The 12,274-nt window shown below is 71.3% G+C and carries 10 protein-coding genes; 8 read left to right on the top strand and 2 right to left on the bottom strand.

Features of this window, described 5'->3' with window-relative positions; all coding sequences use genetic code 11:
• Positions 1–170 precede the first annotated feature (170 nt).
• The 4 genes from UK12_RS22870 (at position 171) to UK12_RS22855 (ending at position 4,644) form a co-directional block, all read left to right on the top strand.
• Positions 171–416, top strand: a complete 246-nt coding sequence (locus UK12_RS22870; RefSeq protein ID WP_052682085.1) for a hypothetical protein — start codon at positions 171–173, stop codon at positions 414–416.
• A gap of 52 nt (positions 417–468) precedes the next feature.
• Complete coding sequence (locus UK12_RS41555; RefSeq protein WP_063838304.1) at positions 469–879, top strand: hypothetical protein; 411 nt, start codon at positions 469–471, stop codon at positions 877–879.
• Positions 880–1,253: 374 nt separating this feature from the next.
• Positions 1,254–2,915 (top strand): APC family permease, encoded by a 1,662-nt coding sequence (locus tag UK12_RS22860; protein ID WP_045304973.1) that lies wholly within the window; start codon positions 1,254–1,256, stop codon positions 2,913–2,915.
• Between the two features lie 271 nt (positions 2,916–3,186).
• Positions 3,187–4,644 carry a catalase gene (locus UK12_RS22855; RefSeq protein ID WP_045304972.1) on the top strand — a complete coding sequence of 486 codons (1,458 nt, stop codon included), beginning with the start codon at positions 3,187–3,189 and terminating at the stop codon, positions 4,642–4,644.
• Between the two features lie 113 nt (positions 4,645–4,757).
• On the opposite strand, the gene UK12_RS22850 is transcribed toward UK12_RS22855, so the two are convergent.
• Positions 4,758–6,407 (bottom strand): FAD-dependent oxidoreductase, encoded by a 1,650-nt coding sequence (locus tag UK12_RS22850; RefSeq protein ID WP_045304971.1) that lies wholly within the window; start codon positions 6,405–6,407, stop codon positions 4,758–4,760.
• 224 nt (positions 6,408–6,631) lie between these two features.
• On the opposite strand from UK12_RS22850, the gene UK12_RS22845 reads away from it, so the two are divergent.
• From UK12_RS22845 to UK12_RS22830, 4 genes are all read left to right on the top strand, one after another.
• Positions 6,632–7,660, top strand: a complete 1,029-nt coding sequence (locus UK12_RS22845; RefSeq protein WP_045304970.1) for a phosphotransferase family protein — start codon at positions 6,632–6,634, stop codon at positions 7,658–7,660.
• Positions 7,661–7,662: 2 nt separating this feature from the next.
• Entirely contained in the window at positions 7,663–8,880 is a 1,218-nt protein-coding gene (locus tag UK12_RS22840) for an acyl-CoA dehydrogenase family protein (protein ID WP_045304969.1), read from the top strand.
• A gap of 110 nt (positions 8,881–8,990) precedes the next feature.
• Positions 8,991–10,166 carry an acyl-CoA dehydrogenase family protein gene (locus tag UK12_RS22835; RefSeq protein WP_045304968.1) on the top strand — a complete coding sequence of 392 codons (1,176 nt, stop codon included), beginning with the start codon at positions 8,991–8,993 and terminating at the stop codon, positions 10,164–10,166.
• Positions 10,163–11,296 carry an acyl-CoA dehydrogenase family protein gene (locus tag UK12_RS22830; RefSeq protein WP_045304967.1) on the top strand — a complete coding sequence of 378 codons (1,134 nt, stop codon included), beginning with the start codon at positions 10,163–10,165 and terminating at the stop codon, positions 11,294–11,296. Before UK12_RS22835 ends, UK12_RS22830 begins: the two co-directional genes overlap by 4 nt.
• A 105-nt stretch (positions 11,297–11,401) precedes the next feature.
• On the opposite strand, the gene UK12_RS22825 is transcribed toward UK12_RS22830, so the two are convergent.
• The gene (locus tag UK12_RS22825) at positions 11,402–12,130 is read right to left on the bottom strand and encodes a zinc-binding dehydrogenase (protein ID WP_231591344.1); all 729 of its coding nucleotides are present in this window, start codon (positions 12,128–12,130) and stop codon (positions 11,402–11,404) included.
• Between the last annotated feature and the right edge of the window lie 144 nt (positions 12,131–12,274).

Below are 12,274 nucleotides of genomic sequence, written 5' to 3'. Positions count from 1 at the left end.
CACCACCGCTGAGCTGGGAGAATCCGCTGGATCGCAGAGTGATCGAGCAATGACCGCCGCCCGGGGAGCAGCGCATGGACGAGCAGCAGCCACCGTGTCCGCACTGCGGACACCGACCCGGCCCAGGGCATACCCCGGACCCCGGCCGCGCCCCGTGCCTTGGGGACGGGGTGGCCGAGGACTGGCAGTCGGTGCTCGGCCAGGACTTCGCCCGGACGACCGCACGGCAGCGCCGGCGCGGGCTGACGCTCATGCTCGTCTGCTGCGTGGCGCTGGTCCCGTGGATCGCCTTTCTGGCGGCGACGCTGCCGGTGCACGACGAGTCGCGGCAGTGGCGGCCGGCCTGGGTCGGCTTCGACATGGCCCTGCTGGCGGCGCTGGCGGCCACCGCCTGGGCGGGCTGGCGCCCGTCCTGACTCGGCAGCCGGGCTGCCGAGGTTCGGGGCCGCGAAGAGCGACACTGAAAACATGGACGAGTCGCACCGGCCGGCGAAGGGGGACATCTTCACCCCGCCCGTGATCGTGCGCCCACCGACCCGTGGCGCGCGACCGTACCGCCGGGTAGAGATCTACGGACGCCTGGTCGGCAAGGCGTACGGCGAGCCCGACGTGGCCGAGTTCATCCGGCAGGCCGGCGTGGACGACCCCGATCTGGAGGATCCGGACCTGATCGGCTGGCGCGGCGGCGACCGGACCACTTGGTCGGCGGAACCGAAGCCCGTGACCGCGACCGCGCCTGCTGCCGAGCCCGGCATCGAGCCCGAGAGCGCAGCCGAGGCCGCCACGCAGCCCGAGAACGAACCCGAGAACGAGCCCCAACGCGAGCCCGCTAGCGGATCCGAGGGCCGAACGGAGCCCGAACCGCCGCCCGTTGCGTAACGTTCCGGGGACACTTCCGGCGGCGCGCCGAAGCGGCTAGGTATGCACCATTTCTCGCATCACTGCATAACTTTGCAGTCGCACCTCGGCACCCAGCGGAGAACCGCTACATCACTATGCAGAAGAGCGCGATTCAATACCGGTCTCGGTGAAGTCTCAAGTAATCCTCAAATCTCAGCCACCCACCTCGACCTGCGGAGACTCAACATCCCACCACCACAACCGAATTGACGTCACGTGGCACAGAATTCCGGACGGAATGGCCGCCACTGAAGATAACTATTCGGAGTCATGGGGTGTTCGCCGGGAATCCCAGCCGCCTAGCCTTGGGCAACTCTCAACCCCCTGCCATCACCCGAGAGGTCATCTCCCCCATGGCACATGTTGACCAGCTCGCCCCTTCAGACTCCCCACCGACCGGATCTTCCGGATCCGGCGGCCGTTCCCTGCGCCGCGAGGTCGGTCTGATCGGGCTGCTCTGGGCCTCCGTCGGTTCGATCATCGGATCCGGATGGCTCTACGGCGCCAAGAACGCCGTCGTCGCGGCCGGTCCCGCCGCGATCATCTCCTGGGGCATCGGCGCGGTGGCCATCGTGCTCCTCGCCTTCGTCCACGCCGAGCTGGGCGGGCTCTTCCCCGTCGCCGGCGGTACCGCCCGCTACCCGCACTACGCCTTCGGCGGTCTGGCCGGTATGTCCTTCGGCTGGTTCTCCTGGCTGCAGGCGGCCACCGTCGCCCCGATCGAGGTCGAGGCGATGATCGGCTACGCCGGTCACTGGGAATTCGCCAAGGGCTTCCTGAACGACAACGGAACCCTCACCGTGAGCGGATTCGTGGTCGCGGTGCTCCTGATGGGCGTCTTCGTCGCGGTGAACTTCCTCGGCGTCCGCGTGCTGTCGCACACCAACAGCGTCGCCACCTGGCTGAAGATCTTCGTCCCGCTGTTCACGATCTTCGTGCTCGCTGCCACCCACTTCCACGGCAGCAACTTCACCTCGCACGGCTTCATGCCGTTCGGCGCCAAGGGCGTGCTGACCGCGATCAGCACCAGCGGCATCATCTTCGCCCTGCTCGGCTTCGAGCAGGCGATCCAGCTGGCCGGTGAGAGCAAGAACCCCAAGCGGGACATCCCGCGTGCGGTGCTCGGCTCGGTGGCGATCGGCACCCTGATCTACACCCTGCTGCAGGTGGTCTTCATCGGCGCGCTGCCGGTCTCCGCCTTCGCCAAGGGCTGGGCGAACCTGGACTTCCCCGGTATCAGCGGCCCGTTCGCCGGTCTGGCCACCGTGGTCGGCCTCGGCTGGCTCGCCGTGGTGCTGTACTTCGACGCCATCGTGTCCCCCGGCGGCACCGGCCTGATCTACACCACCTCCACCTCGCGCATCTCCTACGGCCTCAGCAAGAACGGCTACGCGCCGCAGCTCTTCGAGCGGGTCGACCAGCGCGGTGTGCCGTGGTTCGGTCTGATCATCTCCTTCGTCACCGGCGTGATCTGCTTCCTGCCCTTCCCGAGCTGGCAGGAGCTGGTCGGCTTCATCACCTCCGCCAGCGTGCTGATGTACGCGGGCGCCCCGCTGGCCTTCGGCGCGCTGCGCCGCCGGCTCCCCAACCGCGAGCGCTCCTACCGACTGCCCTTCGGTGAGTTCATCGCTCCGCTGTCCTTCGCGGTCGCCAGCCTGATCATCTACTGGACCGGCTGGCACACCCTGCTCCGCCTGGGTGCCGCCATCGTGATCGGCTACGTGCTGCTCGGCTCCTACGCCGCGTACGCGACCAAGAAGGGTCTGCCGAACGCCCCGCGACTGGACTGGCGTCCGGCGCAGTGGCTGCCGGTCTACCTGCTGGGCCTCGGCGTGATCTCGTGGCAGGGCGGTTTCGGCGACGGCACCGGCAACCTGCCGATGTGGTGGGACATGGCCGTGGTCACGCTGTTCTCCCTGGCGATCTACCACTGGGCGATCCGCGTCGCGCTGCCCGCCGATGCGATCGAGCAGAACATCGAGGACGTCGAGGTCGTGGACGAGGGCGGCCACTGACCCCCGACCACTGATCCGGACAGCTGCCCCGGCTGTCCGCGACCCGGGACCGAGCCCGGCCGGTACCCTCCTGCGGGAGGGCGTCGGCCGGGCTCCTGCGTGCCGGCGGCCCGGACTCCCGGCCCGGTCGGGACCGCTGCGGTTGTGGGAGTGGCCGGTCGGTGCTCAAGTGGAAGCGGCCAAAGCGGGAGCCGCCACCGACCCCGCCGACACGCCTGCACCCGGCACGCCTGCAGCTGGCAGGCCTGCACCGCGAGGAGGCCCCTCCACCATGTCCGAAGCAAGCATCCCCTACACCACCAACAACGCCGGTGTCCCCGTCGAGAGCGACTCGGACTCGCTGACCGCAGGACCGGTCGGTCCGATCCTGCTGCACGACCACTACCTGATCGAGAAGATGGCCCAGTTCAACCGGGAACGGGTGCCCGAGCGGGTGGTGCACGCAAAGGGCGGGGGTGCGTACGGGTTCTTCGAAGTAACCCAGGACGTCAGCCAGTTCACCAAGGCGGACCTGTTCCAGCCGGGCAAGCGGACCGAGATGCTGGCCCGCTTCTCGACCGTCGCCGGCGAACTCGGCACGCCCGACACCTGGCGCGACCCGCGCGGGTTCGCGCTCAAGTTCTACACCGAGCAGGGCAACTACGACCTGGTCGGCAACAACACCCCGATCTTCTTCGTCCGTGACCCGAGCAAGTTCCAGGACTTCATCCGCTCGCAGAAGCGCCGCCCCGACAACCATCTGCGCGACAACGACATGCAGTGGGACTTCTGGACCCTCAGCCCCGAGTCGGCCCATATGGTCACCTGGCTGATGGGCGACCGGGGCATCCCGAAGACCTGGCGCAACATGAACGGCTACGGCTCGCACACCTACAGCTGGGTCAACGCGGGCGGTCAGCGGTTCTGGGTGAAGTACCACTTCAAGACCGACCAGGGCATCGACTTCTACCCGCAGGCCGAGGCCGACCGGGTCGCCGGGGAGGACCCGGACGCGCATCTGCGCGACCTGTACGGGTCGATCGAGCGCGGCGACCACCCGTCCTGGACGCTGTACGTCCAGGTGATGCCGTTCGACGACGCCTGGAGCTACCGGTTCAACCCCTTCGACCTGACCAAGGTGTGGCCGCACGGCGACTACCCGCTGATCGAGGTCGGCCGGATGACCCTCAACCGGAACCCCGAGAACTACCACGTCCACATCGAGCAGGCCGCCTTCGAGCCCTCGAACCTGGTGCCCGGCATCGGCGTCTCCCCCGACAAGATGCTGCTCGGCCGGATCTTCTCCTACCCCGACACCCACCGCTACCGGATCGGCCCCAACTACGCGCAGCTGCCGCCGAACCGGTCGCACGTACCGGTCCACTCCTACGCCAAGGACGGCCCGATGCGCTTCGACGCCGCCCGCACCGAGCGGCCGTACGCACCCAACTCGTACGGCGGCCCGGCCGCCCAGCCCGAGCTGTGGGGCGAGCCGCTCGGCTGGGACGTGGCGGGGAGGATGGTCCGCGAGGCGTACCCGCTGCACCGGGAGGACGACGACTGGGGGCAGGCGGGCACGATGGTGCGGGACGTGCTGGACGACGCCGCGCGCGAGCGGCTGGTCACCAACATCAGCGGCCACCTGCTGAACGGGGTCTCGGCACCCGTGCTGGCGCGGGCGCTCGAGTACTGGCGCAATGTCGACAAGGATCTGGGCGACCGGATCGCCAAGAAGGTCAACGGCGGCTAGCCACTGCGGTAGCAGCCGGCCGACTGCCGCCGGACCGCCCCGGGTGCCCGACCGCCCGGGGCGGCTCCGTGCCGACTGCCGGAAGCCCTGGAGCCGGCACCCGGGGAGGACTGCTACGAGTCGTCGCCCGGGAGGCGGACGGACTGGGCGTGGTGGAAGACGTCGTACGGATCCCACTGCGCCTTCACCTGCTGCAGGCGCTCGTAGCTCTTCCCGTAGTAGAGCTGGTGCCAGGGCTGGCCCGAGGTGTTGAGCTCCGGGTCCGAGAGGTCGACGTCGGGGTAGTTGATGTAGCAGCCGTCGGTGTTCGGCGGGGGCAGCGGGAGGGTCGGGCTCGCGACGGCCGGGACGCCGCCGGTGGGCTGGTAGACGTCCCGGTAGAACCGCCGGATCCAGTTGAGGTGGTAGTCGGCGATCCCCGGGTCGATCTCGGCGTCCTGGTAGTCGTAGACGCCGTCGCCGTTGGCGTCCTCGCCCCACGTCCAGTACGCCTGGTACTGGAGCTTCAGGATCGACGAGCGCTGCGGCACGGCCGTCGCGTCGGAGGGGATGTCGTTGACCGCACCGCCGTAGGAGTCGACCTGGAGCAGGGCGTCGGGGTTGCGGTAGTCCGGGTCGGTGAGGTTGCGCAGGATCGCCTCGATCTGGTGCTCGGTGAACCCGGCGGTCATGTACGCCGACTTGTACTTGCCGCACCGGTTGGGGCCCGAGTCGTTGAAGCTCTGGGTGGCGGTGAGCCAGGGCAGCCGGGTCGGGACGAACAGCGCGCCCTGCGCGGGGTGTTCGCCCATCGGCCGGTCGAGCGGGGTCTCCTCGATGTCGCCCTCGCCGCCCGATCTGAACCCCTCGGTCAGCCAGTCGAGGAAGAGCTTCAGGCGCGCCACCGAGTCGTCCCTGGTGGCGTCGAGCTGGATGACCAGGCCGACCTTGCCGTTGCTCATGTGGGTGAGCTTCAGCAGGGCGAACATGTCCCGCCAGTCGTGCCGCCGGATGAACTCGGGCCCTTCGCCGGCCTGCTCGTACTGGAAGAACTCGCCGAAGCGGCGGACCAGTTGCCTGAAGCGGTCGGGCCGCTCCAGGAAGCCCTTCCAGTCCCAGGCGACCGATCGGACCAGCACCTGGGACGGCGGCGAGGGCAGATCCCGGAACCAGTACCGGGTGATCACGCCGAAGTTGCCGCCGCCGCCACCGGTGTGGGCCCACCAGAGGTCCACCAGCGAGTCGTCGGGCGAGTCCCGCCGGGCGATCGTGACCTGCGGGTTCCTGCCGTCCTCGACGGTGACCACCTCCACCGCGTAGAGGTAGTCCACGGTGAGGCCGTACAGCCGGGAGAGCAGGCCGTAGCCACCGCCCGAGATGTGGCCGCCGAGGCCGACCGAGTAGCAGGAGCCGCCGGGCAGGGCGAGGCCGGTCGGCCGGTAGAGGTGGGTGGTGCTGTGCCAGTTGGTGGCGCCCGCCCCGATGCAGTACGCCGCCATCTCCGGGTCGTAATGGACGCCGCTCAGCTGGCTCACGTCGATGATGACGCCGACGTCCTCCGAGGAGACGAAGTTCTCGTAGCAGTGGCCGCCGGAGCGGACGGTGATCCGGCGCTGCGGGCGCTCCGGAGGGGCGAGGTACCGACGGAGTGCGTCCACCACGTCGTCCGTCGTGGTGGCCACCACGACGTGGTCGGGATCGGCGATCCAGCGCTGGTTGAAGCCACGGCGCAGGGCGTCGTAGCGGTCGTCCCCCGGGACGACGTCGATCGGACCCGCTTGCATGACTACCCCCGCGTGCAACTGAGACGACTGCGAACCGCTACGGAACGCTATCACTCGAATACCATGTGTCACTCCCCCGACGGGGTGAACCCGCCGCAGGCCGACCGATCCGTTGACAGCACGGCGGGGGCGCGGCGATGCTAAGCAAGCGCTTAGTCAGACATCATCGGCAGCCACCACCAGTCGTCAGCCCTCCACCACGGCCACCCAGACGAGGTATCCAGATGAGCGACACCCCCGAGGCACCACCCGGTCTCGACCTCGTGCGACTGCGCGAACGGCTCGACGCCGAGCTGCCGGGCACCGTACGCGGCCCGCTGCGCGCACGGCTCTTCGAGGGCGGCAGGTCCAACCTCACCTACCTGCTGGAGGACGGGGCCACCCGCTGGGTGCTGCGCCGCCCGCCGCTCGGCCACGTACTGGCCACCGCGCACGACATGGCGCGCGAGCACCGGGTGCTGGCCGCGCTCCACCGGACCAGGGTGCCGGTCCCGCAACCGCTGCTGCTGGTCCGGGACGAAGCGGTGATCGGCGCGCCGTTCTACCTCATGGAGTACGTACCGGGCACCCCGCACCGGGACGCGGCGGCGCTCACCGCACTCGGGCCGGAGCGGGTGCACGCCCTCGGCCTGCACCTGGTGGACACCCTGGTCGAGCTGCACGCCGTCGACCCGGCGGCCGTCGAACTGGCGGACTTCGGCCGTCCCGACGGTTTCCTGGAGCGTCAGCTCAGGCGCTGGGGCAAGCAGTTGGACGCCTCCCGGAGCCGCGAGGTGGCGGGCATCGACGAGCTGCACGAGCAGCTGTCCCGCAGCCTGCCGGCCTCCCCCGCACCGGCCCTGGTGCACGGCGACTACCGGCTGGACAACGTCCTGGTGGGCCCCGACGACCGGATCACCGCCGTACTGGACTGGGAGATGTCCACCCTCGGCGACCCGCTCACCGACCTCGGGCTGCTGGTGATGTACACCGAACTCGCCCGCCGGTACGACGGAATCCTGCCCGGCGCGGCCCTCGCCGAGGGCTTCCCGGACACCGCCGGACTGGTCGGCCGCTACGCCGCCGGCTCCGGGCGGGACGTCTCCGCGCTCGGCTGGTACGTCGGCTTCGCCTCGTTCAAGCTGGCCGTGGTGCTGGAGGGCATCCACTTCCGCTTCACCCAGGGCGGCACGGTCGGCACCGGATTCGACCGGGTGGGCGAACTGGTGCCCATCTTCGTGCAGTTCGGCCTCACCTCGCTGAAGGAGCGGTGACCATGGACTTCTCGTACGACACCAGGACCGAGGAGATGCTCGGCCGGCTCACCGCCTTCATGGACGAGGCGGTGTACCCCGCCGAGTCCGTGCTGGCCGCCCAACTCGCCGATCCGGCCCGCGAACCGTGGACCACCCCGCCGGTGGTCGGCGAGCTCCAGGCGGCGGCCAGGTCGCGCGGGCTGTGGAACCTCTTCCTGCCCGGGGAGTCGGGCGCGGGCCTGACCAATCTCCAGTACGCCCCGCTGGCGGAGCTCACCGGACGCAGCGTCCTGCTCGCGCCGCCCGCGCTGAACTGCGCCGCGCCGGACACCGGGAACATGGAACTGCTGGCCCAGTTCGGCGACGAGGCCCAGCGCAAGCAGTGGCTGGAGCCGCTGCTCGCGGGCGAGATCCGGTCCGCCTTCGCGATGACCGAGCCCGAGGTGGCATCCTCCGACGCCACCAACATCACCACCCGGATCGAGCGCGACGGCGACGAGTACGTCGTCAACGGCCACAAGTGGTACATCACCGGGGCGATGAACCCCGAGTGCCGGATCTTCATCGTGATGGGCAAGACCGACCCCACCGCCGACACCCGGCGGCAGCAGAGCATGATCCTGGTGCCCCGGGACACCCCGGGTGTGACGGTGAAGCGCGGGATGACGGTCTTCGGGTACCAGGACTCCGACCACGGCGGGCACGCCGAGATCCTGTTCGAGAACGTCCGGGTACCCGCCGCCAACCTGATCGGCGAACCCGGCTCCGGCTTCGCCATCGCCCAGGCCAGGCTCGGTCCCGGGCGGATCCACCACTGCATGCGGGCGATCGGAATCGCCGAGCGGGCGCTGGAGTCGATGTGCCGCCGGGCGAGCCTGCGGGTCGCGTTCGGAAAGCCGCTGGCCGCCCAGGGCGTGGTGCAGGACTGGATCGCCGAGTCCCGGGTGCGGATCGAGCAGGCGCGGCTGCTGGTGCTGAAGACGGCCTGGCTGATGGACACCGTCGGCAACCGGGGTGCGCACACCGAGATCCAGGCCATCAAGATCACCGTACCGGCCACGGTCGAGTGGATCCTGGACAAGGCGGTCCAGGCCCACGGCGCGGCCGGAGTCGGCCAGGACACCCCGCTGGCCCAACTCTGGGCCGGCATCAGGACGCTGCGGCTGGCGGACGGCCCCGACGAGGTGCACAAGCGCTCGCTGGCCCGCCGCGAGCTGGCCCGCTACCGGCAGGACTGACCCCGGCCGGACCGGCCCCAGCCGGACTGACTCCGGCCGGATCGGGGCCGCCACGGCCATCGGGCCACCCGGAACCGCGCGTACCATCGCAGAGAGCGAGCTGAACTGACGTGGCATCGGACATCAGAGCGCGGGTCGACGCGCTGCTGAAGGCGCACGACCCCGCGACCACCCCGCGGGCGGACTTCCTGGCGGCCCGCTTCGACGCCGGCCTCGCCTGGGTGCACTTCCCGGTCGGACTGGGCGGGCTCGGCGCACCGCGCTCCCAACAGGCACTGGTGGAAGCCGAACTGGCGGCCGCCGGGGCACCCGACAACGACCCGCGCCGGATCGGGATCGGGCTCGGCATGGCCGCGCCGACCATCCTGCGCTACGGCACCGAGGAGCAGAAGTCCCGCTTCCTGCGGCCGCTGTGGACCGGCGAGGAGGTGTGGTGCCAGCTGTTCAGCGAGCCCGGCGCCGGTTCCGACCTGGCCGCGCTCGGCACCCGGGCGGTGCGCGACGGTGACGGCTGGGTGGTGGACGGACAGAAGGTCTGGACGTCCAGCGCGCACACCGCCCGCTGGGCGATCCTGCTCGCCCGCACCGATCCCGGCGTACCCAAGCACCGCGGCATCACGTACTTCGTCTGCGACATGACCGACCCCGGGGTCGAGGTCCGGCCGCTGCGCCAGATCACCGGGGAGGCCGAGTTCAACGAGGTCTTCCTGACCGGCGTCCGGATCCCCGACGCCCACCGGCTCGGCGGTGTCGGCGAGGGCTGGCAGGTCGCGCAGACCACGCTCAACAACGAGCGGGTCGCGATCGGCGGCCAGGCCACCCCGCGCGAGGGCGGCATGATCGGCGTGGTGGCCGAAACCTGGCGCAGCCGACCGGAGTTGCGCAGCCACGAGCTCCACCAGCGGCTGCTGAAGGGCTGGTTGGACGCCGAGGTGATCCGGCTGGCCGGCGAGCGGCTGCGCCAGCAGCTGGCGAGCGGCCAGCCGGGTCCCGAGGGTGCGGCGATGAAGCTGGCCTTCGCCCGGCTGGCCCAGGAGCTCAGCGGCCTGGAGGTCGAGCTCCTCGGCGAGGAGGGCCTGGCGTACGACGACTGGACCATGACCCGGCCCGAGGTCGTCGACTTCACCGGGCGCGAGGCCGGATACCGCTACCTCCGGGCGAAGGGGAACTCGATCGAGGGCGGCACGAGCGAGATCCTGCGCAACATCATCGCCGAGCGGGTGCTCGGCCTGCCCGCCGAACCGCGTACCGACAAGGACCTGCCCTGGAAGGAGCTCGCGCGATGAGCGGCACCGCCTCGTCGGCCCCGGATCTGCTCTACTCGGACATCGAGGAGGAACTCCGCGCCAGCGTGCGGGACTTGCTGGCCGACCGCTGTCCGCCGAGCGCCGTCCTGGCCCGCTGCGAAGGCCCCGAACCGTACGACCTCGCGCTCTGGCGCACCCTGGCGGTGGAGCTGGGCACCGCCGGCCTTCAGGTGCCCGAGAAGCTCGGCGGGGCGGGCGCGTCGCTGCGGGAGACCGCCGTGGTGCTGGAGGAGCTGGGGCGCAGCGCGGCACCGGTTCCGTTCCTGGGGAGCGCGGTGCTGGCGACGACGGCGCTGCTGGCCTGCGAGGCGGGCGAGTTGCTGGCCGGGCTGACCGAGGGCGGCCGGGTCGCGGCGCTGGCGGTGCCGTTCTCGACGCCGCCCGGCGGTGCGTTCCCCGACGCGGTACGGGTCGGCGGGGACGGGACGTTGAGCGGCCGGGTGACCTCGGTGGCCGACGCGCTGCCGGCCTCGCTGCTGCTGGTGCCCGCGGTCGGCGGGGACGGCCCCGGGCTGTACGCGGTCGAGGCGAGCGCGCTCGGGGTCGGGGTGGTCCGCCGGACCTCACTGGATCTCACCCGGCAGCTGGCCGATGTGACGCTGCAGGGCGTACCCGCACGGCAGTTGGCGGGCCCGGAGCGGGCGGCCGCGGTGCTGGACCGGGCGCTGCTGACCGGGGCCGGGCTGCTGGCGTCGGAGCAGCTGGGCATCGCCGAGTGGTGCCTGGGGACCACGGTGGCGTACCTGAAGGAGCGTCGGCAGTTCGGGCGGGCACTGGGTTCGTTCCAGGCGTTGAAGCACCGGCTGGCCGATCTGTGGCTGGAGACGGTGGGTGCGCGGGCAGCGGCGCGCGGTGCCGCCGACGCGCTGGCCGTCGACAGCCCGGACACGGCGGTGGCGGTGTCCGTCGCGCAGGCGCACTGCGGGGCGCTGGCCGTCCGGGCGGCGGAGGAGTGCGTCCAGCTGCACGGCGGCATCGGGATGACCTGGGAGCACCCGGCGCACCTCTATCTGAAGCGGGCCAAGGCGGACCAGATCGCCCTCGGCACACCGGGCTTCCACCGCAACGCGCTGGCCGGCCTGGTGGATCTGCCGGGCCCGGTGGGCTGATAGGGCGGCCGACCGCAGCGCCCCCGCCGCGCAGGGCGGCGGGGGCGCTCTCCGGGCGCTGACGGCCCCGGGTACTTCCGACGGTGGCCGCTGACGGCCCCGGGCTCAGGCGAGGATGGCGATCCGGCCGACGGAGTCGCCGTCCGCGACCCGCTGGACTCCCTCGGCGGCGCGCTCGAACGGCAGCCGTTCGCCGATCAGCGGCCGTACCACGCCCTTGGCGGCCAGCTCGGTGAGTTCGGCGTGCACCGCCCGGACCGCCTGCGGGTCCCTGGTGTTGTAGAGACCCCAGTGCAGGCCGAGGATCGAGTAGTTCTTCACCAGCGCGTGGTTGAGGCCCGGGGACGGGATGCCGCCGCTCGCGAAACCGACCACCAGGATGCGGCCCTCGAAGGCGACGCACTTGGTCGAGCCGGTGTAGGCGTCGCCGCCGACCGGGTCGAAGACCACATCGGCGCCGCGTCCGCCGGTGGCCTCCTTGACCGCCGCGACGAAGTCCTCGGCCCGCCGGTCGATCACCAGGTCGGCTCCCAGCTCCCTGGCCCGGTCGGCCTTCTCCGGACCGCCGACGACGCCGATCACGGTGGCCCCGGCCGCCTTGCCGAGCTGGACGGCAGCGCTGCCGACCCCGCCCGCCGCCGCGTGCACCAGCAGGGTCTCGCCCGCGCGCAGTCCGGCCCGGCGGTGCAGGCCGAACCAGGCGGTCTGGTAGCCGATGTGGAGTGCCGCCGCCTCGGCGTCGTCCAGCGCGTCGGGCGCCGGGAAGACCGCGTCGGCGGCCATCAGCGCGTACTCCCCGAAGGCCCCGGCGGGCAGCAGCGGCGTACCGATCACCCTCCCCCAGCCTCCGGCCGGGGGTACCCCCACCCCAGCCCCTCCCGCTGGGGGTGCCCCCACCCCAGCCCCTCCGGCCGGGGGTGCCCCCACCCCAGCCCCTCCCGCTGGGGGTGCCCCCACCCCAGCCCCTCCCGCCGGGGG

It is taken from the genome of Saccharothrix sp. ST-888 (assembly GCF_000955975.1).
Classification (GTDB): domain Bacteria; phylum Actinomycetota; class Actinomycetes; order Streptomycetales; family Streptomycetaceae; genus Kitasatospora.
This window is presented reverse-complemented; position numbering and strand designations above follow the sequence as displayed.

Excerpts from the sequence above, each read along its gene's own strand:
- UK12_RS22855 (WP_045304972.1), top strand. The coding sequence starts at position 3,187 with ATGTCCGAAGCAAGCATCCCCTACACCACCAACAACGCCGGTGTCCCC.
- UK12_RS22845 (WP_045304970.1), top strand. The coding sequence starts at position 6,632 with ATGAGCGACACCCCCGAGGCACCACCCGGTCTCGACCTCGTGCGACTG.
- UK12_RS22850 (WP_045304971.1), bottom strand. The coding sequence starts at position 6,407 with ATGCAAGCGGGTCCGATCGACGTCGTCCCGGGGGACGACCGCTACGAC.
- UK12_RS41555 (WP_063838304.1), top strand. The coding sequence starts at position 469 with ATGGACGAGTCGCACCGGCCGGCGAAGGGGGACATCTTCACCCCGCCC.
- UK12_RS22860 (WP_045304973.1), top strand. The coding sequence starts at position 1,254 with ATGGCACATGTTGACCAGCTCGCCCCTTCAGACTCCCCACCGACCGGA.
- UK12_RS22840 (WP_045304969.1), top strand. The coding sequence starts at position 7,663 with ATGGACTTCTCGTACGACACCAGGACCGAGGAGATGCTCGGCCGGCTC.
- UK12_RS22830 (WP_045304967.1), top strand. The coding sequence starts at position 10,163 with ATGAGCGGCACCGCCTCGTCGGCCCCGGATCTGCTCTACTCGGACATC.